Genomic DNA, 21,445 nt, shown 5'->3' with positions numbered 1-21,445 from the left:
CTATTCGGTACGTACGCGGACCGGGCAGACACACGACGTTCGGCTGGAGAATAATGCGCCCATGACCAGGCAGCCTGTCCGCTCCGCGGGACGCCCGACGCTCGACGCCGTCGCGGCTCGCGCCGGGGTGGGCCGGGGCACAGCCTCCCGCGTCCTCAACGGCTCTTCGCAGGTCAGCCCGCAGGCCAAGGCCGCTGTGGAGGCCGCCATCGTGGAGCTGGGCTACGTGCCCAACCGCGCCGCCCGCTCCCTCGTGACCCAGCGCACCGACTCGGTGGCGCTCGTGGTCTCGGAGTCGCAGGAGCGGCTCTTCGGCGAGCCCTTCTTCGCCGGCGTGCTCCGCGGCATCAACTCCGCCCTGATGGAGACGCCGTTGCAGCTGTGGCTCGCGATGGCCGCCTCGCCCGAGCAGCGTGAACGTGTCGTGAATCACTTGACGGGTCACCACGTGGACGGCGTACTGCTGCTGTCGCTGCACGACGAGGACCCGCTGCCGGGGATCCTGCGCGACCGCGGCATGCCCTTCGTGCTCGGCGGCCGGCCCGTGGACCCGCACCCCGAGGACTTCTTCGTCGACGTCGACAACGTCTCCGGCGCCCGCCAGGCGGTCGAGTTCCTGCAGGCCAACGGTGCCACGCGGATCGCCACGGTGGCCGGTCCGCAGGACATGGAGGTCGGTCGGGGCCGGCTCGCCGGATACCGCGCGGCCGTGCACGGTGGCGAGCTGATCGAGGTCGGCGACTTCAGCGAGGAGGGCGGCGCGGGCGCGATGCGGGCCCTGCTCGACCGAGAGCCGGGCCTCGACGCGGTCTTCGCCGCCTCCGACCTGATGGCCAGCGGTGCCATGCGCGCACTGCGCGACGCCGGCCGCCGGGTGCCGCAGGACGTGCAGGTCGTCGGTTTCGAGGACGCGCCCGTCGCCCGGCAGACCCAGCCCCCGCTCACCACGGTGCACCAGCCCGTCGAGGACATGGGCCGCCGCATGGCGGAGCTCCTGGTCAGCCTCATCCGCCGCGAGCCGGTGGAGAATTCTCATGTTCTGCTCGACACCCACCTGGTGCGTCGCGGCACTGCCTGACTCCCCTAGTCTCAATGTGATTCAGCGCATATCTATGCGTCTTGACGGCCGAGACACGGCGGCGCAACCGGCGCGAAATGCCACCCCGGCAAGCTGGGCGCATCTCGGACGGCACCGCCGTGCCGTCTTCCAGACGGGAGGAGCTGCATGTTGCTGCGGGTACGGGTCACTCTGCCGGACCGTCCTGGCGCGCTCGGCCAGGTGGCGCGCACGCTCGGCGTCGCCGGAGCCGACATCGTCCAGGTCGTGGTGCTGGAGCGGCTCGGCGGCCGGGCCGTCGACGACTTCACCGTCGTCTGGCCGGGGGCGTCCCGCGTCGAGCGGCTCCTCGCCGGCCTCGCGGCCATCCCCGGCGTCCAGGTCGACGGCGTCTGGAAGGCGATCGGCGCCCCGGTCTCCGGCGGCCACGACGCCGAACTGCTCGCCCAGGTCGCCGCGAACCCCGCGGACGGCCTGGCCACCCTGATCGACGCCGTCCCCGGCCTGCTGGCCGCCGACTGGGCCGCAGCCGCCGTGGTCCCGGCCGACTGGGCCGCGCGTTCCGCCGCACCCCGGCCGCCCGCTGACGAGCCGTCGCTGCGGATGCACATGGGCAGCGAGCCCGCGGTGGCCTACGCGAGCTGGCGCGCCCCGTCCCCGCTGCACCTGCCCGAGGTCACCCCGCTGCGCGCCCGCCCGATGCTCGGCCCCGACACCACGAAGTACGCCGTGGCGCCGTTCGGCCGGGCCGGTCTGGTCCTGGTGCTCGCGCGCTCGGACGACGACGGACTGCCCGCTGCGGCGTTCCACATCACCGAGGTCGACCGGGTCGCGCAGCTCGTCCGCGCCGCCGCCGTGATCCTCGGCGACCGTCTCGACCGGGCCGGTGTGCCACCGGTCGCATCGGCTGTGATTGACCCCTCATAGTTCCCGCAGCTCAGGCAATGTGCAGGTAACACCGGCGAGAGACGCTTAAGTTCGATTCAGGGAAAGCGACTCGATCCGGAGGGGAGTGCCCACGCATGGCGTTGTGGCGGATCAGGGCAACAGTCGATGACCGGCCGGGTTACCTGTCGGTGCTGACAGCGAGTCTCGCCCTGCGATCGGTCAACATCCTCGCCGTCCAGGTGCACACCACCGAGGAGGGCGCCGTCGACGACTTCCTCGTCGACGCCCCCGACACCATGTCGGAGCACGAGCTGCAGGCCGCCATCGCCCGCGGCCGCGGCCGGGAGGCTTTCGTCACCCGCGCCGAGGCCCAGGGCCTGGCCGACCAGCCAACGCGTGCCCTCGCGCTCGCCGGCCGCCTGGTCCACGACCCGGATTCGCTCGGCGAGGCCCTGGTCGCCCTGCTCGACGCGGCCGAGGTCCGCTGGCGCCCGGCCGGCACGGTGGTGCTGCACGGCTACGACGAGCAGCACATGACGCTGATCGACCCGGCCGGCGGCACCTACGAGGTCATCCGCCCGGCCCCCGCCTTCACCCCGGCCGAATACGCCCGCGCCCAGGCCCTGGTCGAGGTCGGCAGCGCGGTCCTGCGCCGCGGCGCCGAGCAGGCCACCCTGCTCCTCCCCGACGGCAGCGAGCTCCTCATCCGCGAAGCCACCGCCGACGACCTCGACGGCGTCCGCCGCCTCCACACCGAAAGCTCCGACCAGTCCCGCCAGCGCCGCTACCTCACCGGCCTCACGGTCCCGCCCGACGCCCGCCTGCGCCGCCTCCTCGAGCCCGCCACCGGCCTCACCCTCCTGGCCATGCACCTCGACCCGGCCACCGGCGAGGAACGGGTCGCCGCCATGGCCAACCTCCTCACCGAAGGCGACCTCGGCGAGATAGCCCTCCTCGTCGGCGACGACTGGCAACGCCGCGGCATCGGCACAGCCCTGCTCCGCCGCATCCTCGCCTGGGCCCGCCGCGCCGACCTCGAAGCCATCGTCGCCCACATCGCCGCCGACAACGTCGCCGCCCTCCGCACCCTCCGCCGCTTCGGCGCCGCCCAGGGCGACCGCGACGGCAACCTGCTGAGCGTCACCCTCCCCGTCACCGAACGCCACCCAGCATCAAGAACAACCCGCGCCACGTCCGGCTGACGGCCCCAAACTTCCGCCGCCCACTTGGGTGGCGGTGACAGACTGCCGTCGCTCTGAGGGCGACGGCGACAGGCTCCTGCCACCTTCGGGTGACGGGTGAGAGCGGCGACGGTGGACCCCGCCCGGGTCCACCGTCGCCGATGGGTATCCGGCCCATTCGCCGGGGGGCGCCCGGCGATCCGGCCTACGGTCGATCTCAGCCCGCTCTTCACCAACCCGGGCCCGAGGTTCGCCGCCGGCCACGCAGCGGTCATGCCATCGCCCTCTACGCAATGACCCAGGCGGCTCTGGCGTTGTTGAAGGACGGGTTGTCGCGGCACATGCCTTCCCACCCGGCGAGCGCCTGCTCGTCCTGGACTGGCACCATCCGCGCTACCGCTACCAGCCCCACCTGCATGCCCTCGCCGACGATGAGACGTGGCCCGTCGAAGTGTCTCCTGATGGGGACTACTACGCGTTCCTGACCGAGGACATGGACGAGGGCAGTTCGGCCATCCCTGGGAGCAGACGCTGTGCGTTTTCGGCGCGCGGCTGATGCCCGTCCTGGTGCCGATGCTGACCAGTTGGTTGCCGGTCAGACGGGTGAATGACCTTCCGGTGGCAGGCTGACGAACTCGGTGGCGAGCAGGTCCATGAGCAGGCCGTCGTGCCAGGTGCCGTCGGCGGATCGTTCGTATTGGCGCATGATGCCGATCGGGCGGAAGCCGACCTTGGTGTAGCAGCGGATCGCGGCGGCGTTGTCCGCCGCCGGGTCGATGACAAGACGATGAAAACCTTCAACCTCTGTCAGGTACGCCGTGAGCGCCCGCACCGCATCCGTGCCCACCCCACGACCGTGCACACCGGGGTCCACAAAGATGTCGATGCTCGCGTGCCGGTATTCCGGATCCTCCTCGGCGGACCACTGGATCGCGCCCACCACCCGGTCGCCGAGCAGGATGGTCAGGAGCTGCAGCCCCGCGTCCTCGATCGCGGCGTGGATCTCCGGCGCTGTGTCATCGTCGCCGCGCCAGCGGGCTCGGACCTCGGGGGTTGCGCGGATGGCGGCGAGGGACGGGACGTCGCTCTGCGTAGCGGGACGGAGCGTTACCTGGGCTCCGCGCAGCAGTGCGGGCGGTGGGATTTCCGGCATGTCGCTCCAACGTGGTCGCGCCCCGGCGGGGGCGATCCGGGCGGCGGTGGACGGCGCCGCCGTACCCGTACCCTACTCATCGGGGGGTGGTAGTTTCGCCCGCGAAACGGTTCGGTGTCTTGATTGCGAGGGTGCGGTGACGGGCTGGCACGCGACGCCCGGGCCCCACGTCCGCAACCGGCCGGACCGTCCCCAACTCTCGAGCCCGGGCACCCCGGCCTGCGGCCTCGGGCGCGCCTCGAACGTGATCGTGGAGTACGCACCGTGACAACCGACCGGACCACCCCCGCCCGGCCCGACGTCTGGTTCCAACCAGAAGCCCAGCCCGACCCCACCTTCCAGCTCCTCTCCCCACCTCCCCGCCCGAAAGCCGACACCGCCCTGCCCCGGACCGACACCGCCCTGCCCCGGACCGATACCGCACGGGCCAGGACCGATACCGCGCTGCCCAGGACCGGCACCGCACAGCTCCGGGCCGGAACCGCGCGGGCCAGGGCCGAAGCCGCCTGGTCACGAGCTGACACCGACTGGCCGCGACCGGAACCCCGCCCGCACTCCCACGCACAGACGCCGGCGTGGTCACTGGGCGACCCGGAGCCAGACCCGGTGGAAGAACCCACACCCTCCGGCCCTGGCGGCCCCATCCCGGTCTCCCCCTCGCCGGACGAACCTTGGCCGGACGAACCTTGGCCGGCCAACCCCAACCCGACGCCGAGCGAACCCGACCCTGCACCCAGCGAGCCCGGCTCCACGCCCGACAAGCCCGGCGCAACACCGGGCGAGATGCCCGACAGGCCCGGCTCCACAGAGGCTGAGACGGCCGGCAAGTCCGCGTCGGCGTCGGCGTCGGCGTCGGCGTCAGAAGCGGGATCCACCCCGGCGGCGCGTCCGACAGCCCGGCCCGCGGAGGCCGGGGAGTGGCGCGGGATCGTGTTGATCACCGGGACCGATGTCGAGGTGGGCAAGTCGGTGGTGACGTCGGCCATCGTGGTGGCGGCACAGGCGGCCGGGCTGCGGGTGGCGGTGGTCAAGCCGGGTCAGACGGGTACGGCTCAGGGCGGCCTCACCGATACCGAGCTGATCACCCGGCTGGCAGCTCCGCACACCTGCAGGACGATGGCGTCCTATCCGGAGTCGCTGGCGCCGTTGACCGCCGCGCGGATCGGCGGGGTGGAGCCGTTGGAGCTCTACGAGGTGGTTGACGCTGTCCGGGCCGAGGCGGAGAAGCACGATCTGGTGCTGGTCGAGGGGGCCGGCGGGTTGCTGGTGCCGATGGGCGTACGGCCGTCGGGTGATGCCTGGACCATGGCGGATCTCGCGACGAGCCTGGGGGCGCCGACGATCGTGGTGACCCATGCGGGGCAGGGGACGTTGAATCACACCGCGCTGACCCTGGAGGCGCTGGCCCGCCGGGGCGTTGCGACGAAGGTGGTGCTCGGGGCGTGGCCGGCCGAGCCGCAGCTCGTGCACTGGGCGAACCTGACCGAGCTGGTGCCGAATCTGATCGGGGCGCTGCCCGCGGATGCCGGCCGGATGGATCCCGGGGTATTTCACCGGTCGGCGCCGGGGTGGCTCACGCCCGCGCTCTACGGCGTACTGGATGATTGGCGGGTCTGGGCCGAAGAGGCCGGCTGACTTCACGGAGCGAGGCTGGGCGTGGATGGCATAGGCGGGCAAATTGTGCTCGTGCTGGTCCTGGTGCTGGTGAACGCGGCCTTTTCCGGCAGTGAGATGGCGCTGGTCTCGTTGCGGGACAGCCAGGTGCACAAGCTGGAGCGCAGCACCAGGGCGGGTCCGGTGCTGGGCCGGCTGACCCGGGACCCGAACAGGTTTCTCGCCACGATCCAGATCGGCATCACGCTGGCCGGGTTCCTGGCGTCCGCCGCGGCTGCCGTGTCGTTGTCGAAGCCGCTGGTCAAGCCGCTCGGGTTTCTGGGGGCGGCCGCTGAGCCGGCGTCCATCGTGCTGGTGACGATCGCGCTGACGTTCATCACACTGGTGATCGGGGAGCTGGCGCCGAAACGGATCGCCATGCAGCGTACGGAGGGATGGGCCCTGCTCGTGGCCCGCCCGCTGGACCTGCTCTCGACGATCTCGCGACCGGCGATCTGGCTTTTGAGCAAGGCCACCGACATGGTGGTGCGACTGGCCGGGGTGGATCCGAAAGCACAGCGTGAGGAGGTCTCCACCGAGGAGATCCGCGACATGGTCGCCGCGCAGCAGGATTTCTCGGCGGAGCAGCGCACCATCATCTCCGGGGCGTTCGAGATCGCCGACCGGATCCTGCGGGAGATCCTGGTGCCGCGCCGGGACGTGCTGACGCTGGCGACGGGGTTGCCGGCGAGCGAGGCGCTGACCCAGCTGATCGCGGGCGGGCATTCGCGGGCGCCGGTTGTCGGACCGGCCGGGCTGGACGACGTGATCGGCGTGGTGCATCTGCGGGAGCTGGTCAACGCGCAGGGGCCGGTGGACGGGTTCGCCCGGCCGGGGTTGTTCCTGCCCGAGACGTTGCGGGTCTCCGACGCGATGCGGCAGCTGCGGCTGGAGCGCGCGCAGCTGGCCCTGGTCGTGGATGAGCGCGGCGCGATCGACGGCATCGTCACGATGGAGGATCTGGTCGAGGAGATCGTCGGGGAGATCTACGACGAGACCGACCGGGACGTGCAGTCCGTGGTGCACGAGCCGGACGGCGCGCTGCTGATGCCTGGTTCGTTCCCGATCCATGACCTGCCGGACATCGGGTTCGACGGCAACGGGCACGACGACGGTGACTACACCACGATCGCCGGGAAGGTGCTGGCGTCGCTGGGGCACATCCCGACAGCTCCGGGTGAGGTGGTGACGCTGCCGGAGTTCACCGCGGAGGTGGTCGAGGTGACCGGCAGGGCGATCACACGGGTACGGCTACGCGCGCTGGCCGGCGAGCGGGAACCCGCGGAATGAGCACAGCTTGTGCGACATTCCCGTGCTGGGACACCGCCGGAGCGAGATTGGCGCGTCGCACCATTGCGGAGACCCCCGGAAGTTTCACTAGGGTCTAAATATGACCAACAGCAACCCGGTTTCCGGCGGGGCCTACGAGTACCTCGACAACGTCAGCCCCGAGGAGCGGCGGCGACTGGACGCCGTGCGGCGCTACCGGCTGGTGGATCAGCCGAGCGAGGACGCGTACGACCGGATCGCCTTCGTAGCCGGCGCCATCTTCGACACTCCCATCTCCACCGTGTCACTGGTCGAGCAGGACCGGGTCTGGCTGGCCGCCTGTCAGGGGCTCGACGGCATCCGTGAGGTCGGCAAGGAGCCCGGGCTGTGCGCGTCGGTGATCGCCCAGGACGACGTCTACGTGATCAACAACGCTGCGGTGGACCCGCGCACGCTGGAGCATCCCCTGGTCCGCGGCGAGCTGGGCCTGCGCTTCTACGCCGCCGCCCCGATCCGCACGCACGACGGCTATCGGCTCGGCACGGTCAACGTGATCGACAACAAGCCCCGCGAGGCGACGAAGCGCCAGCTCACCGCCCTGGAGCATCTCGCATCGATGGTCTCCGACGAGCTGGAGCTACGGCTGATGGTCATCCGCAGCGCCGCCGCCGAGCAGCGCATGCGTGAGAGCGTCAACTAACGGGTAAGTCGGCGTCCCATGCGGACCCCCCGGAAAGTGGCTGTGATCGCCCATCAGCGCAAGACCCTCGGCGGCGGGCTTGACGAGCTGCGCCGGCTCATCACCGACCAGGGCGTCGAGGACCTGTTCTGGTACGAGGTGCCGAAGAGCAAGTACGCCCCGAAGCAGGTGCGCAAGGCGATCAGGAAGGAGCCCGACCTGCTGATCGTGTGGGGTGGGGACGGGATGGTCCAGCGCAGCCTCGACGCGATCGCGGGCGCCAAGGCGAAGATCCCGGTCGGCATCATCCCGGCCGGCACCGCGAACCTGCTCGCCACCAACCTGCACGTGCCGGCGGATCTGCCGGGTGCGGTCGACAACGCGTTCCACGGCGAGCGGCACAAGCTCGACCTGGGTGTTCTCAACGGCGAGCACTTCGCGGTGATGGCCGGGATCGGCTTCGACGGGGCCATGATCCACGACGCGGACGGGAAGCTGAAGGACCGGATGGGCAAGCTGGCGTACGTCTGGACCGGCCTGCGCAACGTCAACGGCGAGTCCCCGCGGGCGAAGATCAAGGTGGACGGCACCGCCTGGTTCGACGAGGAGGCCAGCTGCGTGCTGGTCGGCAACGTGGGCACGGTGACCGGGGGCATCCACGCGTTCGACGACGCGAAGCCGGACGACGGCTGGCTGGACGTCGGGGTGGCGACCGCGCGGGGCGCCGCTCAGTGGGCGCGCACGATGGGTCAGATGGCGGTCGGGCGCTCGGACGAGTCGCCGTTCGTGCACATGACGCGGGCCCGGAAGATCGACGTCAAACTGCGGGAGCCGCTCACGTACGAGCTGGACGGCGGCGCCCGTGACGCGGTAAAGAAAATCCGTGTCTCCGTGGCCCCCGGCGCCGTAAAAGTGTGTGTGCCCCGCCAGCGTACGGGCGATAAGTCCTCTTAAAAGCCCTTAAATCCCCTGGTCAGCGAGCCTATCGGGCCTCCACACTGAGAGCGTCCGGCACACCGCTCCGCATCTCCAGGGGGTTCGCAATGCCGTACCACCAGAAGCACAAGATCTACCTGGGCCACGTCCGGCCGATGTTGCTCGGCGGGCTCTTCTTCCTCGCCATCTTCGTGGTGGCTGCTCTCGACGCCGCGAGCTAGGGCCTTTCAGGGCCGCCACACCACCGCTTCGACTGCACCTCGCCGTTCGGCAAAGAGGCCGGACGGCGAGGCCTCCCGCAAGATGGCTCGCAGCTCGGCCTCGAAGGAGACGAGCCGCTCGGCGAAAAGATGCGGCGCCGACGAGGACAGCGAGAAGACCGACGAGACGATGTCGTCAGTGCTCCGGCCGACCACGTCACCGCCGGTGATCGGCAGCCGCGCGGGCCCCCGGAAACCGGCCGCCCGCATGATCTCCTCCTCACCGCCCGGCGTACCCGCCGGCAGCAGCCCGCGCCCCGCCCGGCGCACCGGACCCAGATATGCCGCGACCAGCGCATCGATCCGGTCCCATGGCACCCCGGAACCCGGCAGCCCGCGATGCGTGGCGGCGGAGACGTGCACCCAGGCCCCGCCCGGTTCGATCATCGGCCGGACCCGCCGGGCCACCAGTTCCCGATCCATCCAGTGGAAGGACTGGGCGAACGTGACCACCCGGAACGTCCCCAGGTCGGCGGGCAGATCCTCGGCGCGCAGTTGGCGCCACGAGATCCCGGGTGCCGCCGCGCGGGCCACCTTGATCATGTCGGCGTCGGCGTCCACCCCGGTGGCCTGCGCGAAGAGCGGCGCGAGCAGGGTGGTCAGCGGGCCCGGACCGCAGCCGACGTCGAGCAGCCGGCCGGTCCCGTCCAGCCCCAGCTCACCCCGGAGGGCGTCGGCCAGGGCGGACGGGTACGGCATGCGGCCGCTCGGGTAGTGAGCCGCGCTTCCGGCATAGAGCAGTTCGTCGAAAGGCGGCATACCGCTAAACCTAGAGCTGCTGCCACCAGCCGTCGACCGCAGGCGGGTTGTCGACGTCGACGCGCTCGCCCGGGCGCGGGACCGCGAGGTTGACACCGCGGGCCTTCGCCTCGGCCCAGGCACGGTCGGCCGGCTCGGGCCAGTCGTGCAGGGCGAGGTTGAAGGTCGCCCAGTGCACCGGGATCATCAGGCCGCCCTTGACGTCGACATGGGTCGCCACGCCGTCCTCGGGGAACATGTGGATGTCCGGCCAGGCGTCGCCGTACGCCCCGATCTGCACCAGGGTCACGTCGAACGGGCCGTGCTGCTCGCCGATCTCGGCGAAGCCCGGGAAGTAGCCGGTGTCGCCGGAGTAGAAGGCGTTACGGTTCGGGCCCTTGATCACCCAGGACGCCCAGAGCGTCTCGTCACGGGTGAAGCCGCGGCCCGAGAAGTGCCGGGCCGCCGTGGCGATGAACTCGATGCCGGCGACGGTGGCGCGCTCGTCCCAGTCCAGCTCGATGATCCGGGTGGCGGGCACGCCCCAGCGCTCCAGGTGCGCGCCGATGCCCAGCGGCACCAGGAACGGCGCGGCCTGCAGATCGACCAGGTTGCGGATGCTCTCCATGTCGAGGTGGTCGTAGTGGTCGTGGGAGATCACCACGGCGTCGATCGGGGGCAGCTCCCGCAGCGCGACCGGCGGCTCGTGCAGGCGCTTGGGGCCCTGCAGCCGCGACGGTGAGCAGCGCTCGCTCCACACCGGGTCGAGCAGGACGCGACGGCCCTCGATCTCGATCAGTGCGGACGAGTGGCCGTACCAGGTGACGTAGAGGCCGTCGCCACCCGTCTCCGGGGTGACCACCGGGATCGGGGAGCCGGGGTGGCGCCGGTCGCGGTTGGTCAGGGTCGCGGCGAGCACCCGCGACATCGAAGCCGGCGCCATCTCGGCCGCGGGCAGCGTGTTGCGGAACTTACCCTCTGAGAACTGCGGGGAGCTGCGGTAACGCTCGCCACGCTGCCCGTCGGCACGCTTGCCGATCTTGCGGGAGCCCATCTGGAGCGGGATGTCGTGGGCGGCCCACACCGCCGCGGCGCCCAGCGCGAGGGCGACCCATCCACCTGCCCGCCGCCGACGGCCGTTTGCCTCTTTCGTCATGCGCGGTTCCTCCGTGTCGATTCTGTCCCGGGTTTCAAGTCTGTCCGCCCCGGCGGCACTGCGCCACCGCGCTGCTGAGGGACATCTCAGCAACGGGAGGTATGTCACACTGCGGCGCGTGACTGTCGACACCCTTCAGACCCAGCAGCAACTCATCGTGCGCCAGCGTGTGCGCCTGATGGTCAACCAATATGAGGTCCACGCCGTCGCTCCGGACGGCTCGGAAGCCGGCATCCTGGCCTTCGCGCAGCAGAAGCGGATGGCCTTCAAGGAGCAGGTCACCCTCTACACCGATGACAAGAAGACCACTCCCGTCCTGGGCTTCAAGGCACGCCAGGTGATGGATCTGGGCGCCACCTACGACGTCACGGACGCCGCGGGGACTCCTATCGGTCTGTTCCGCAAGAACTTCAAGGAATCGCTGCTGCGCTCCACGTGGCACCTGGAGCAGCCCGGGCACGGCGAGATGATCGGCCGGGAGACGAACCTCACGGTCGCGATCCTGCGTCGTTTCGTCGACTCGCTGTCGTGGCTGCCGTACCACTTCGACTTCCTGCTGGGTGACCGCCCGGCGTTCAGCGTGGTCAAGAAGTGGGGCCTGCGCGACCGCTACGTCGTGACCATCCACGACCCCGCGCTGGACCGCCGCCTGGTCGCCGCGATGGCCGTCGCCCTGGACGCCCTGCAGTCTCGCTGACCTCCTCGCTGAGCTGATGTAACCTCCCGCCGAGCTGATGTAATAGCGTCGGGCGCATGGATGATCCGCGCGCCCGGCGCCTCTTCGGTGATGGTCTCGTCGCCCCCGGCGACCTCGCCACCAGCCCGTTCCGCGTCGACCGGGACCGGATCGTGAGTTCGCCGTTCTTCGCCCGGCTCGGCGGGGTCACCCAGGTGATCAGCCCCGGTGGCGCCGGACTGCTGGTGCACAACCGCCTCACCCACAGTCTCAAGGTCGCGTCGGTCGCGCGGGCGATCGCCGAAAACCTGCTCCGCCGGTACGCCGGCGAGCTCGACAAACTCGGCGGCTGCGACCCGGACGTCGTGGAGGCCGCGGCGCTCGCGCACGACCTGGGCCACCCGCCGTTCGGCCATCTCGGCGAGCGGGTGCTGGACAACCTGGCCCGCCAGCGGCTGCGGCTGCGCGACGGGTTCGAGGGCAACGCGCAGTCGTACCGCATCGTGACCAGCACGGAGATCCGCGGCCAGGCCACCATCGGGCTCAATCTCACTGCCGCCACCCGCGCGGCGATCCTCAAATACCCCTGGACGAGGCGTACGCACCCCGCGCCGCACCCGCGCCTCATGGACCCGCCGCCGCGGGGAGCCGCCGCGCCGGCCGACGATCCGGACGGCGGTTCGCTGAAATTCGGCGCGTACACGACCGAGGTCGGCGACATGGTCGAGGCCCGGCTCCCGTTCACCGGCCGGGTCGCGGACTGGCAGCAGACCCCCGAGGCCTCGGTGATGGACACGGCCGACGACATCGCGTACGCGATCCACGACCTCGAGGACGTGCACCGGGTGGGCGTCCTGCAGCAGGGCGCGGTCGCCGCCGAGCTGATGGCCTGGCAGCGCACCTCCTACTCCGGTCTCGCCGACGAGGACCTCGACCAGCGCCGCTCCGGCACGGCGATCGAGATGCTGCGCCGCCAGCTGCACCGCAAGGACGGGTGGGTGGCCGATGACGATGCCTTCGCTGCGGCGATCGAGCAGGTACGCGCAGAGCTCGTCGACGGCCTCCTCAGCGCACCCTTCGACGGCTCGTTCGAGGCGGAATCCCAGGTCGCGGCGTTCTCGGCGACGTGGACGAAGCGGCTGGTCGACTCGATCGAGGTGACCGAGACCCCCGCCGTACGTTCGGGTCACGTGCTGCTCGCCCCGGCGCAGTGGCACGAGGTGCAGGTGCTCAAGTTCGTGCAGAACCGCTTCGTGCTGGCCCGGCCCGACCTGGCACTGCACCAGCGTGGGCAGGCGCGGCTGCTCGCTTCGCTGGTGGAGGCGCTGCTGGCGTGGCTCGCCGACCCGGACGAGGTCGAGCGGCTGCCGCGGCGCATCCGGGACCTCGTGGAGCTGGCCGAGGACGAGCTGCCCGAGGGGACACCGGACCGGATCTCGCGGGCTCGGGGACGGGCCGTGATCGATTACGTGGCGGCGCTGACGGACAGTCAGGCGGTGGCGTTGATGGAGGCGCTCTCCGGGCGTACCCGTCAGCTCTGGACCGATGCTTTTGTGCTCTGAGCGGATGGGGTGGTGCAACGCCTGCAACGGTGTAAGCATGTAATCAGCTAGAACACCGGGAGGTTTCATCATGCGTTTCCGCCCACCGTCCGGAACCCGGACCGAACCGCCACCCGCCGATGACGCCGCCGCCTGGATCACCGGCGCCGCCCCCGACGGCTGGTTCACCGAGCCCGCCGAGGTTGTCGTCGACCGCGACGAGATCCTCATCTGGGGCCGCGTGCCCACCCCCGAGCTCGGCGCCGACGCCACCGACGCCGACAAGGCGGCCGCCCAGGCCGGCCGGATCCACCAGTTCCGCGAGGACACCCGCGAGGACCGGATCAAGGTCGCGCTCCAGGTCGAGCATCGCTACCAGCGCAAGGTGAGCTGGGGTGTGCGCTGCGGCGACAGCCAGGAGCTCTTCACGCACCTGTCGGCGCCGGTGATGACCCGCCTGCGCCAGCCGGAGCGCCAGGTGCTCGACACGCTGGTCGACGCCGGGGTGGCCCGCAGCCGCTCCGAGGCGCTGGCCTGGTGCGTCCGACTGGTCGGCGAGCACACCGACGACTGGCTGACGTCACTGCGCGACGCGATGACCAAGGTCGAGGATCTGCGGCGGCAGGGTCCTCAGTAGGGTTGTCCCCGTGCTACCCGATGTCACTGCCACCCGCTATGTCACGCCCCTGCGCGAGGGCGGGTCGCTACCCGGCATCGTCGAAGCGGAGAACCTCGGCACCTACGTCGTGAAGTTCCGCGGCGCGGGCCAGGGCCCCAAAGCCCTGGTCGCCGAGGTCATCTCCGGGGAGCTGGCCCGCCGTCTCGGCCTGCCCGTCCCCGAGCTCGTCGTCGTCGAGCTCGACCCGGTGGTCGCCCGGGCCGAGCCCGACGAGGAGGTCCAGGAGCTGATCAAGGCCAGCGCCGGCGCCAACCTCGGCATGGACTACCTGCCAGGCTCCCTCGGGTACGACCCGGTCGCCCACCCGATCGACGCCGAGCTCGCCTCGCGGGTGCTGGTCTTCGACGCCTTCGTCGAGAACGTCGACCGCAGCTGGCGCAACCCCAACCTGCTCATCTGGCACGGCGACCTCTGGCTCATCGACCACGGCGCCACGCTGTACTTCCACCACAACTGGCCCCGCGCCGCGGCTGTCGTCCACCGGCCCTACAAGTGGGACGACCATGTGCTCAAGCCGTACGCGACGGCCCTGCCCGCAGCTCGTGATTTTGTCGTCCCGCAGCTGACCGGCGACGTGCTCGACGACGTGCTCGCCCTGGTCCCGGACGAGTGGCTGGCCGAGTTCGACTTCGACTCACCGTCAGCGGCGCGTTCGGCCTACCGGGAACACCTTCTCGCCCGCGCCGCCGCCCCCGACGCCTGGGTGCCCGCGTGAAGGCCCCCTATGAGTACGCGATCATCCGCGCTGTCCCCCGCGTCGAGCGCGGCGAACTGATCAACGTCGGCGTCGTCCTCTACAGCCACCGCCTGGACTTCCTCGCCGCCCGCACCCACCTCCACGAGCCCCGCCTGCTCGCCCTGGACCCCAACGCCGACCTGGACAGCATCCGCGCAGCGCTCAACTCCTGGGAGATCACCTGCGCGGGCGGCACCGACAGCGGCGCGGCCCGCGAGATGAAACAGGGCGAACGCTTCCGCTGGATGGTCGCCCCCCGCAGCACCATCCTGCAGGCCGGCCCGGTCCACATGGGCCTCGCCGACAACCCCGCGGCGGAGCTCGACCGCCTGGTCGAGCTCCTCGTCCGCTAACCGCGCCTCCCGCGGCCGCGCCTCCCGCAGGCGCGCCTCCTGTTGAGTGCCTCCCGCTGGTGCGCCTCCTGTGAGTGCGCCTCCTGTGAGTGCCTCCCGCTGGTGCGCCTCCCCGAGTGCGCCCTTCGCCGGCGCGCCTTCCGCGAGTGCGGCAACTCACCCTGGGCGCCCGCCGGGCAACGCAGTGTGAGGCCAGAAATCTTTATGTGTCTCAAGCGAAGACGTAATGATGCGCGTTTGACAAAAATCACCGCACAAAGCTGCGCGGCAATGGTTGGCAGCACAATATTCAGCGTGGCGCGGTGAGGCCACCTTCAGCAGCCTCACCTGCGCTTACACCCTGTTGCGGAAGGCGCGTCAGTACAGCTCTTTCAGCATCCCGTTCTCGTACGCCTTGATCTCGTCGAAGCGGCCGTCACGCACCTTGTTGGGCCACTCGGGGTCGGCGATCAGTGAACGCCCGATCGCGACGAGGTCGAACTCGTCACGCTCCAGCCGCTCGAGCAGTGGCTGGATCTCGGTGCGGGACGGCTGGCCCTGGCCGGCGAGCGAGTCGGTGAACACGACGTCGAGGCCGACCGAGCCGACCGTGATCACGGGGTGGCCGGTGAGTTTCTTGATCCAGCCGGCGAGGTTGAGCTCCGAGCCCTCGAACTCGGGCTGCCAGAACCGGCGCTGCGAGGCGTGGAACGCGTCCGCGCCCGCCTCGATCAACGGGGTGAGCACCCGCTCGAGGGTCTGCGGGTCCTCGGCGAGCTGGGCGTCGTAGGCCCCGCTCTTCCACTGCGACATCCGGAAGATCACCGGGAAGTCGGGCCCGACGGCTGCCCGCACGGCGGCGGTCACCTCGGCGGCGAACTTGGCCCGGGACACGGGGTCGCCGCCGTACTCGTCGGTGCGGCGGTTGGTGCGCTCCCACAGGAACTGGTCGATCAGGTAGCCGTGCGCGCCGTGCAGCTCGACACCGTCGAAGCCGGCCGCCCGGGCAGCCTTGGCCGCTCCGGCGAAGGCCCCGATGATGTCGTCCACGTCGGAGAGGCTGAGCACGGCATCGGGACCGGGCAGCTCGGCGCCGTCCAGGTCGAGCCCCGACGGGCCGGTGACCGGCGCCTCGGGGACGGGCCCGCGGCCCGCCTTGCGCGTGGCACCGACGTGCCAGAGCTGCGGCACGATGCGACCGCCCGCGGCGTGCACACCATCGACCACACGCTTCCACCCCGCCAGCGCGTCCTCGCCGTAGAAACGCGGCACCCTCGTGCTGGTGCCCGCCGACGGATGCTCGACGTAGGTGCCCTCGGTGACGATCAGCCCGACCCCACCCGCGGCCCGCCGCGTGTAGTAGTCGACGACGTCCTGACCGGGCACGCCACCCGGAGAGAACTGCCGCGTCATCGGGGCCATCACGATCCGGTTGGCGAGGGCCAGGCCGGCCAGGTCATACGGGCGGAAGAGCGGGTTCACGGGCGATCCCTTTCACGGCATGACGGAAGCGGAGCACGTGCTCCGAAAAAACGTAGCACGCACCCGGCCTGCCGGATATGTGGCGATAGACTCGTCCCCATGACCGCCCAGGCCGACGCCCCCGCCTCGGTCCCGCCGCGCCCCGCGGATGCCCCGACCGTGGTTTCGCCGCGAGGTGAGGTGCGGCCGCTGCGGCGGGATGCGGTTCGCAACCGGGCGGCGATCGTCGAGGCGGCCCGGGGCGCGCTCGACGAGCACGGCGGCACGGTCGACGTCCGCGAGATCGCCCGCCGAGCCGGAGTGGGGATGGGCACGCTCTACCGCCACTTCCCTGCGAAGGAAGACCTGATCGCCGAGGTGCTGCACGAGCAGTTCACCTCCTGGTCCGCCACGATCCGCACCGCCACGGCGACCGCCGACCCGTGGACCGCGCTCACCGACTTCTTCGACCAGGCCCTCCGCGGCTGCGCGAAACAGCACGCCATCATGGATTCCGTCGCCGCCGGCTGGTCCCGCCCATCGGCCGAGGCCGTGGTGCTCGGCGAGATCATCGACGAACTCCTCGCCCGCGCCGCCGACCTGCTGCGCCCCGGCGTCACCCGCGACGACCTGCTCCTGATGCTCCAATCCCTCAGCTGCGCCGTCCGCGTCACCCAGCAGAACGGCCGCCCCCGCGACCGCACCGCCTGGACCCGCCTGGTCCGCATCTCCCTGGACGGCCTCCGCGCCACCCACTCCGACCCCCTGCCGCAGTAGCAGCCGGCCATCCTGCCGGCCACCGCCGCCGCGGCGCTGCGGGCCGGGTCGGTGGTACTGGTCCACCCGGGCGGGTCCCTGCCCGGTAGCAGCCGGCCACCGCGAAGCCCTGCCCCAGGAACAGCCGACCGCTGCCGCGTTAACACACCGACCCGCTTGCCGTTGTCCCGAACCCTGCTTGAGCTGGGAAAGCAGTGTCGGCGGGCAGCAGGAGTAGCCGCCCGGGGCCGATCGGTAAGGTTTGTTCACGGTAGTGATTGCCGTGCGCCCGGTGACTGTTGATCATCAACAGCGATCACGGGGCTTTCCTGCCTCTCATGACAGGACTGGAGCACTACACATGCAGCTCAACCACCGCCGCAGGGCTTCCGGGCTCGCGGCCATCTTCCTCTCGGTTGCCGGCAGCGCCATCGCGGCCGCTCCCGCCCAGGCATCCGACCTCTCACCGCAGGCCGTTGTCATCTGCGAGCCGAACACCACGGACCTCAAAATCACCAGCAAGTCGTCGACCCGGACGATCACGCACGCCCAGTACTTCTCGATTCCGGCCGGCGGTACGGGCTCGCAGACCAAGTCCGTCAGCAAGGTGGCCACCATCAAGGCGTCGGTCAGCTACACCTCGACCACGACGGTCAGCGCGAACGTCGTGATGGGCGAGTTCAGCGAGGCGGTCGGCGTCGAACTGGCCCTCTCGGGCGAGGTCACCAAGAGCAGCACCGAATCGGTCACCGTCAACGTGAAGTCCGGCAAGTACGCGTTCTTCCACGGCGAGAAGAAGTTCAACGGCGGCTGGACCGGCAACAAGTGCAACAGCAACGGTACGGTCATCACGCCCGTCAAGGGAACCGCGATCTCGTTCGCCGTCCCCGCCGAGGGCGCTGCCTCCTGCTCGACGACCTACGCTTCGAGCACGTTCGAGTACAAGGCAAAGGCCATCGCTTGCTAAGGCACTCTCTCACCCGCGGGCTGCTGCTCGCCGCGCTGCTGACGGGCTTGACGGCCTGCACCGGTGACTCGGATCCGGTCGCGGAAAAGCCGACCGTGGGACCTTCGGCGGGCGGGGCGACGGGCGGAGGTGCAGTCGGCAGCAAAGCTCCCTGCCGCACCGACCTCGATGAGCCGAAAACGGGCCTGCTGACGGTCGAGCAGATCTGGCCGACCACGACCAGCATCGTCAACGGCTACGCCGCCGCGTCCTACGACGCCGCCGCCTGCGCGGCGCTGGGCCCGCCGCTGACCACCCCGCAGCCGGTCGACTGCACCGGCTCGTTCCCCTGGATCTCCGCCAAACCGGAGCAGTCCGACGCCATCTTCGGCACGACGGGGATCGAGCGCTCCTACACGGCGACCGTCCGCGGTTCGGACGCCAAGCCTGCCGGCCAGGTCGTCACCCCGTTGGAGGTCCGCGAGCTCGCGCTGACCCTCAAGGGCAGCGACACGGCGGCGAAGCACCCGGTCGTCCAGGCCGCCGTCCAATGCGCCAAGCCGGTGCGGGACCTCCCGTTCACGGCCTATCGCACCGAGATCGACAGCCAGGACATCGACACCCCCATCACGGCATTCCTGGCCGTCACGAGCGACAAGCTCATCTGGCTGGAATTCGACGAGCAGGGCTGGACGGAATCCGCCTACACGCGGGTCCTCAAACTGGCCGTCACCGACGCCACCAAACTGTAGAAAGCCACCAAACTGCAGGAGCCACCAAACGGTCAGAAGCACCGCCCGTCACCGCACAAAGGTGGCGGGCGGTCCGCCGTCCCACCCGACCGCCAGAACGCGCCGGCGGCCGAGGCCGCCCAGCGAAGCCGGGCGAGAAGAGCCAGGCCAGCAAAGCCACCATCAGCGTGCGAGGGCCAGCTCGGCCGCCCTCTCGGTCCGGGGCGAGTAAGTGGTGACCGTCGGGCCGGGGTGGAGCCGCGGGTCGGTGCGGTAGCGAAGCTCGAGACGCCGTTCCGCCGAGGCGTCCCCCGCGTCGGCGGCGGTCACCAGGGCCGCGACCTCGTCGATCAGGGTGAGGTCGCCGTCCAGCTCCAGTGACTGCACGCCGAACGTGTCCCACAGCAGCAACTCGTCGCCATAGCGGTGGGCGACCTCGTTGAGCACGTAGTTGCGGACGAACCACGCACCCCGTAACGGGTTCTCAGCACCGCCCACCCCACACTTGCGAGCGTCGATGTCGCCGCGCCGATACGCCGTCCAGACCTGTGAGGCCGGCATCAGACCACCGGGCGCAAGCGGCACGGCGAGCGGATCGACCGGCATCCCCCACGCCGGATCCACCTCGACGTCCACGGCGTGCCAGCGGATGCCGTCCCACCACTCGGTGATCACGTGGTCGCTGTGGAAGCCGGGCTCGATGTAGTCGGCGAAGCCCACCCGGCTGCGAGCGGGAATGCCGTGCACGCGCAGGGCGGCAACGCTGAGCAACGTGAAGTCACGGCAGCAGCCGACGATGCGGTCCTTCTCGGGGCGTGGTGCGAGCAGCGAACCGGGGAAACGCCCCTGATCGTGGGCGAGGAGCCGGTCGGCCCAGCGGCTGTCGATCTCCCTGAGCCGCTCGTCGGGGAACGCGATGCCGGACGCCCGGTAGTGCACCACGAGGTTGCGGATCGCGGCGGCCAGGGACGGCACGTCGGACGGCAGCTCGGCGAGCAGGGCGGTGAACTCGCGCGGGTCGGAGTAGGCGGTCTGGCGGGTGTAATCCATCAGGGCACCTCGATCGGCTGAGCGACGTGGACGAAGGGATCCGTGCCGGCGATCTCGTGCCAGGCACCGAGGTAGATCTCGCGAGGCGGGGCGCACAGCCGAAGGTTTTTGGCATACACCTCGACCGCCGCGTAGGCCCGCATGATTCGCGGATAGAAGCAGTCGTCACGGGCGACCGTCGTACAGACCTGGGTGTGGGCCGGCTCGATCCGGATCACCACATCGCCGGCGGGCTCGGCCACGCCCCGGAACCGCACACAGATCTCGACGGGCGCCGCGCTCTCCGCGGTGACAAAGCTGTGGTAGATCACCCAGTGCTCGGTCGTGCTGACGGCACCGGCGGCGTCGAGCACCGCGCGGACCTCGGCCTCGCCCCGCTCGATCGTCTCCATCAGGCCCGCCTGGTCGGTCTCGTAGCGCACCGAGGCCAGCTTCACGGCGGTGACCTCGCGCGTGCCGGCGAGCACCTCCGCCACGATGGACAGGGGCATGTCGCTGGGCGTAACAGGCTGATCCGGCGGTGTCGGCGAGCACGGACACCCCGGCGAGTCGTCAACCCCCGCAGGTCGTTGGTCATACAACGACTCTGGAGCCTCCCCTAAGGGGAGAGTCAACCCCGGAAAACGCGACGGCCCAGGAAAAGTACGGCCGAAGCGCCAACGGCAGCGGCAGCGCCCACCGCGACCCGGCCGAGGCGCAGGGGCCCGCCTTCGGAGCGGGAGGCCGGGCCCAGGACGTTGCCCGTGGTCGGGGGCGTGGTGCGGCGGGACAGGGCGACCCGGGTCATCAGGGGGCCGACCAGCCTGTCGTAGACCGGGGGCAGGGCGGTGAAGCCGAATTCGATGAGCCTGTTCGTGGCGCCGACGGAGATGGAGCGGCGGGGGCGGTCGGCGAGGCTGAGGATGGCGGCGCCCATGCGGGCGGCGGTGTCGACCGGCGGGGGCGGGCGGCCCACGAAGCCCGCGTAGTTCGCCGCGCTGGTGTAGATGGGTGTGTCGACGCTGCCCGGGGCGAGCTGGCAGATGTGGATGTCCGGGGCGTCCATCGTTTCCTGGTGGAGGGTCCGGGCGAGGGCGCGCTGGCCCCATTTCGACGTCACGTAGGCGGACATGTTGGGGACGGTGACGTGGCCGAGCAGCGAGCCGGTCAGGATGAGGGTGCCGCGGCGCTGGGTGCGGAAGATGCGCAGGGCGGCGCGGGCGACGTTGGCCGAGCCGAGCAGGTCGGTGGTCACGGTCCGGTCGAAGACGTGCGGGGGGATGTCTTCGAAGCGTCCGTACGCCATGACGGCCGCGGTGTCGACCCAGACGTCGATCCGGCCGAACTGGTCGACGGCCGCGTCAGCGAGGTCCTCGACCTCCGCGCGTACTGATATATCGGTAGGCACGACCAGCGCCGCGCCGCCGCAGGCAGCCGCCACCTTTTCCAGGTCGGCGAGGCCGCGCGCGGCGAGCACCACCTTGTCCCCGCGGGCGGCGAACGCCAGCGCGGCGGCCCGGCCGATCCCGCTCGAACCACCGGTCAGAACCACCACACGTGACGTCATGGACCACGATTACCCGGCGTG

At 70.7% G+C, this 21,445-nt stretch carries 23 protein-coding genes; 16 read left to right on the top strand and 7 right to left on the bottom strand.

The window, feature by feature from the left end:
- The first annotated feature begins 61 nt into the window (after positions 1 to 61).
- The 4 genes from Ahu01nite_RS24045 (at position 62) to Ahu01nite_RS51850 (ending at position 3,682) form a co-directional block, all read left to right on the top strand.
- Positions 62 to 1,078 carry a LacI family DNA-binding transcriptional regulator gene (locus Ahu01nite_RS24045; protein WP_203838866.1) on the top strand — a complete coding sequence of 339 codons (1,017 nt, stop codon included), beginning with the start codon at positions 62 to 64 and terminating at the stop codon, positions 1,076 to 1,078.
- Positions 1,079 to 1,225: 147 nt separating this feature from the next.
- Positions 1,226 to 1,984 carry an ACT domain-containing protein gene (locus Ahu01nite_RS24040; RefSeq protein ID WP_203838865.1) on the top strand — a complete coding sequence of 253 codons (759 nt, stop codon included), beginning with the start codon at positions 1,226 to 1,228 and terminating at the stop codon, positions 1,982 to 1,984.
- A 95-nt stretch (positions 1,985 to 2,079) separates the two neighbouring features.
- Positions 2,080 to 3,147 (top strand): GNAT family N-acetyltransferase, encoded by a 1,068-nt coding sequence (locus Ahu01nite_RS24035; RefSeq protein ID WP_203838864.1) that lies wholly within the window; start codon positions 2,080 to 2,082, stop codon positions 3,145 to 3,147.
- 343 nt (positions 3,148 to 3,490) lie between these two features.
- A complete protein-coding gene (locus Ahu01nite_RS51850) occupies positions 3,491 to 3,682 on the top strand; it encodes a DUF2716 domain-containing protein (RefSeq protein WP_369076637.1) in 192 nt (63 codons plus the stop codon).
- Between the two features lie 39 nt (positions 3,683 to 3,721).
- On the opposite strand, the gene Ahu01nite_RS24020 is transcribed toward Ahu01nite_RS51850, so the two are convergent.
- Complete coding sequence (locus tag Ahu01nite_RS24020) at positions 3,722 to 4,279, bottom strand: GNAT family N-acetyltransferase (protein ID WP_239159086.1); 558 nt, start codon at positions 4,277 to 4,279, stop codon at positions 3,722 to 3,724.
- A gap of 783 nt (positions 4,280 to 5,062) precedes the next feature.
- Between Ahu01nite_RS24020 and bioD the strand changes: the two genes are divergently transcribed.
- The 4 genes from bioD to Ahu01nite_RS24000 all read left to right on the top strand — a co-directional run bounded on the left by bioD (position 5,063) and on the right by Ahu01nite_RS24000 (position 8,834).
- Positions 5,063 to 5,914 (top strand): dethiobiotin synthase, encoded by an 852-nt coding sequence (gene bioD / locus Ahu01nite_RS24015; protein ID WP_203838915.1) that lies wholly within the window; start codon positions 5,063 to 5,065, stop codon positions 5,912 to 5,914.
- 21 nt (positions 5,915 to 5,935) lie between these two features.
- A complete protein-coding gene (locus tag Ahu01nite_RS24010; RefSeq protein WP_203838863.1) occupies positions 5,936 to 7,222 on the top strand; it encodes a hemolysin family protein in 1,287 nt (428 codons plus the stop codon).
- A gap of 100 nt (positions 7,223 to 7,322) precedes the next feature.
- Positions 7,323 to 7,901 carry a GAF domain-containing protein gene (locus tag Ahu01nite_RS24005; protein WP_203838862.1) on the top strand — a complete coding sequence of 193 codons (579 nt, stop codon included), beginning with the start codon at positions 7,323 to 7,325 and terminating at the stop codon, positions 7,899 to 7,901.
- A gap of 36 nt (positions 7,902 to 7,937) precedes the next feature.
- The gene (locus Ahu01nite_RS24000; protein ID WP_239159085.1) at positions 7,938 to 8,834 is read left to right on the top strand and encodes a diacylglycerol/lipid kinase family protein; all 897 of its coding nucleotides are present in this window, start codon (positions 7,938 to 7,940) and stop codon (positions 8,832 to 8,834) included.
- 209 nt (positions 8,835 to 9,043) lie between these two features.
- On the opposite strand, the gene Ahu01nite_RS23995 is transcribed toward Ahu01nite_RS24000, so the two are convergent.
- Together Ahu01nite_RS23995 and Ahu01nite_RS23990 are read right to left on the bottom strand one after the other, a co-directional pair.
- Complete coding sequence (locus tag Ahu01nite_RS23995) at positions 9,044 to 9,835, bottom strand: class I SAM-dependent methyltransferase (RefSeq protein WP_203838860.1); 792 nt, start codon at positions 9,833 to 9,835, stop codon at positions 9,044 to 9,046.
- A 10-nt stretch (positions 9,836 to 9,845) separates the two neighbouring features.
- Positions 9,846 to 10,970: an MBL fold metallo-hydrolase gene (locus Ahu01nite_RS23990; protein ID WP_203838859.1), complete on the bottom strand. Its 1,125-nt coding sequence runs from the start codon at positions 10,968 to 10,970 to the stop codon at positions 9,846 to 9,848.
- A 118-nt stretch (positions 10,971 to 11,088) separates the two neighbouring features.
- Between Ahu01nite_RS23990 and Ahu01nite_RS23985 the strand changes: the two genes are divergently transcribed.
- The 5 genes from Ahu01nite_RS23985 (at position 11,089) to Ahu01nite_RS23965 (ending at position 14,955) form a co-directional block, all read left to right on the top strand.
- On the top strand, positions 11,089 to 11,667 hold the full coding sequence (locus tag Ahu01nite_RS23985) for an LURP-one-related family protein (protein WP_203838858.1): 579 nt from the start codon (positions 11,089 to 11,091) through the stop codon (positions 11,665 to 11,667).
- Positions 11,668 to 11,723: 56 nt separating this feature from the next.
- Positions 11,724 to 13,208 carry a deoxyguanosinetriphosphate triphosphohydrolase family protein gene (locus tag Ahu01nite_RS23980; RefSeq protein ID WP_203838857.1) on the top strand — a complete coding sequence of 495 codons (1,485 nt, stop codon included), beginning with the start codon at positions 11,724 to 11,726 and terminating at the stop codon, positions 13,206 to 13,208.
- A 70-nt stretch (positions 13,209 to 13,278) separates the two neighbouring features.
- Positions 13,279 to 13,824, top strand: coding sequence for an ATP-binding transcription factor AbmR (gene abmR, locus Ahu01nite_RS23975; RefSeq protein WP_203838856.1), 546 nt, complete (start codon positions 13,279 to 13,281; stop codon positions 13,822 to 13,824).
- Positions 13,825 to 13,834: 10 nt separating this feature from the next.
- Positions 13,835 to 14,581 carry a HipA family kinase gene (locus Ahu01nite_RS23970; RefSeq protein WP_203838855.1) on the top strand — a complete coding sequence of 249 codons (747 nt, stop codon included), beginning with the start codon at positions 13,835 to 13,837 and terminating at the stop codon, positions 14,579 to 14,581.
- The gene (locus tag Ahu01nite_RS23965) at positions 14,578 to 14,955 is read left to right on the top strand and encodes a DUF3037 domain-containing protein (RefSeq protein ID WP_203838854.1); all 378 of its coding nucleotides are present in this window, start codon (positions 14,578 to 14,580) and stop codon (positions 14,953 to 14,955) included. Before Ahu01nite_RS23970 ends, Ahu01nite_RS23965 begins: the two co-directional genes overlap by 4 nt.
- A gap of 357 nt (positions 14,956 to 15,312) precedes the next feature.
- On the opposite strand, the gene Ahu01nite_RS23960 is transcribed toward Ahu01nite_RS23965, so the two are convergent.
- Complete coding sequence (locus tag Ahu01nite_RS23960; protein WP_203838853.1) at positions 15,313 to 16,416, bottom strand: NADH:flavin oxidoreductase; 1,104 nt, start codon at positions 16,414 to 16,416, stop codon at positions 15,313 to 15,315.
- Positions 16,417 to 16,515: 99 nt separating this feature from the next.
- On the opposite strand from Ahu01nite_RS23960, the gene Ahu01nite_RS23955 reads away from it, so the two are divergent.
- The 3 genes from Ahu01nite_RS23955 (at position 16,516) to Ahu01nite_RS23945 (ending at position 18,849) form a co-directional block, all read left to right on the top strand.
- On the top strand, positions 16,516 to 17,172 hold the full coding sequence (locus tag Ahu01nite_RS23955) for a TetR/AcrR family transcriptional regulator (protein WP_203838852.1): 657 nt from the start codon (positions 16,516 to 16,518) through the stop codon (positions 17,170 to 17,172).
- Between the two features lie 340 nt (positions 17,173 to 17,512).
- Positions 17,513 to 18,118, top strand: a complete 606-nt coding sequence (locus Ahu01nite_RS23950; RefSeq protein WP_203838851.1) for a hypothetical protein — start codon at positions 17,513 to 17,515, stop codon at positions 18,116 to 18,118.
- Positions 18,112 to 18,849, top strand: a complete 738-nt coding sequence (locus tag Ahu01nite_RS23945; protein WP_203838850.1) for a hypothetical protein — start codon at positions 18,112 to 18,114, stop codon at positions 18,847 to 18,849. Before Ahu01nite_RS23950 ends, Ahu01nite_RS23945 begins: the two co-directional genes overlap by 7 nt.
- A 162-nt stretch (positions 18,850 to 19,011) precedes the next feature.
- Here Ahu01nite_RS23945 and Ahu01nite_RS23940 read toward each other — a convergent pair whose 3' ends face one another.
- From Ahu01nite_RS23940 to Ahu01nite_RS23930, 3 genes are all read right to left on the bottom strand, one after another.
- Positions 19,012 to 19,878, bottom strand: a complete 867-nt coding sequence (locus tag Ahu01nite_RS23940; RefSeq protein ID WP_203838849.1) for a transglutaminase-like domain-containing protein — start codon at positions 19,876 to 19,878, stop codon at positions 19,012 to 19,014.
- Entirely contained in the window at positions 19,878 to 20,369 is a 492-nt protein-coding gene (locus Ahu01nite_RS23935; protein ID WP_203838848.1) for a GyrI-like domain-containing protein, read from the bottom strand. Before Ahu01nite_RS23935 ends, Ahu01nite_RS23940 begins: the two co-directional genes overlap by 1 nt.
- Positions 20,370 to 20,488: 119 nt before the next feature.
- The gene (locus Ahu01nite_RS23930; protein ID WP_203838847.1) at positions 20,489 to 21,424 is read right to left on the bottom strand and encodes an SDR family NAD(P)-dependent oxidoreductase; all 936 of its coding nucleotides are present in this window, start codon (positions 21,422 to 21,424) and stop codon (positions 20,489 to 20,491) included.
- Positions 21,425 to 21,445: the final 21 nt, after the last annotated feature.

The sequence above is a fragment of the Winogradskya humida genome, assembly GCF_016862215.1.
Lineage (GTDB): Bacteria > Actinomycetota > Actinomycetes > Mycobacteriales > Micromonosporaceae > Actinoplanes > Actinoplanes humidus.
Note: the sequence above shows the minus strand (reverse complement) of the source record. Positions and strands in the feature narration are given on the sequence as shown.

Coding starts and splice junctions, on each gene's coding strand:
- Ahu01nite_RS23990 (WP_203838859.1), bottom strand. CDS start 10,970: ATGACGAAAGAGGCAAACGGCCGTCGGCGGCGGGCAGGTGGATGGGTC.
- Ahu01nite_RS24005 (WP_203838862.1), top strand. CDS start 7,323: ATGACCAACAGCAACCCGGTTTCCGGCGGGGCCTACGAGTACCTCGAC.
- Ahu01nite_RS23950 (WP_203838851.1), top strand. CDS start 17,513: ATGCAGCTCAACCACCGCCGCAGGGCTTCCGGGCTCGCGGCCATCTTC.
- Ahu01nite_RS23930 (WP_203838847.1), bottom strand. CDS start 21,424: ATGACGTCACGTGTGGTGGTTCTGACCGGTGGTTCGAGCGGGATCGGC.
- Ahu01nite_RS24045 (WP_203838866.1), top strand. CDS start 62: ATGACCAGGCAGCCTGTCCGCTCCGCGGGACGCCCGACGCTCGACGCC.
- Ahu01nite_RS24020 (WP_239159086.1), bottom strand. CDS start 4,279: ATGCCGGAAATCCCACCGCCCGCACTGCTGCGCGGAGCCCAGGTAACG.
- bioD (WP_203838915.1), top strand. CDS start 5,063: ATGCCCGACAGGCCCGGCTCCACAGAGGCTGAGACGGCCGGCAAGTCC.
- abmR (WP_203838856.1), top strand. CDS start 13,279: ATGCGTTTCCGCCCACCGTCCGGAACCCGGACCGAACCGCCACCCGCC.
- Ahu01nite_RS24040 (WP_203838865.1), top strand. CDS start 1,226: ATGTTGCTGCGGGTACGGGTCACTCTGCCGGACCGTCCTGGCGCGCTC.
- Ahu01nite_RS23940 (WP_203838849.1), bottom strand. CDS start 19,878: ATGGATTACACCCGCCAGACCGCCTACTCCGACCCGCGCGAGTTCACC.
- Ahu01nite_RS23980 (WP_203838857.1), top strand. CDS start 11,724: ATGGATGATCCGCGCGCCCGGCGCCTCTTCGGTGATGGTCTCGTCGCC.
- Ahu01nite_RS23955 (WP_203838852.1), top strand. CDS start 16,516: ATGACCGCCCAGGCCGACGCCCCCGCCTCGGTCCCGCCGCGCCCCGCG.
- Ahu01nite_RS23995 (WP_203838860.1), bottom strand. CDS start 9,835: ATGCCGCCTTTCGACGAACTGCTCTATGCCGGAAGCGCGGCTCACTAC.
- Ahu01nite_RS24035 (WP_203838864.1), top strand. CDS start 2,080: ATGGCGTTGTGGCGGATCAGGGCAACAGTCGATGACCGGCCGGGTTAC.
- Ahu01nite_RS23935 (WP_203838848.1), bottom strand. CDS start 20,369: ATGCCCCTGTCCATCGTGGCGGAGGTGCTCGCCGGCACGCGCGAGGTC.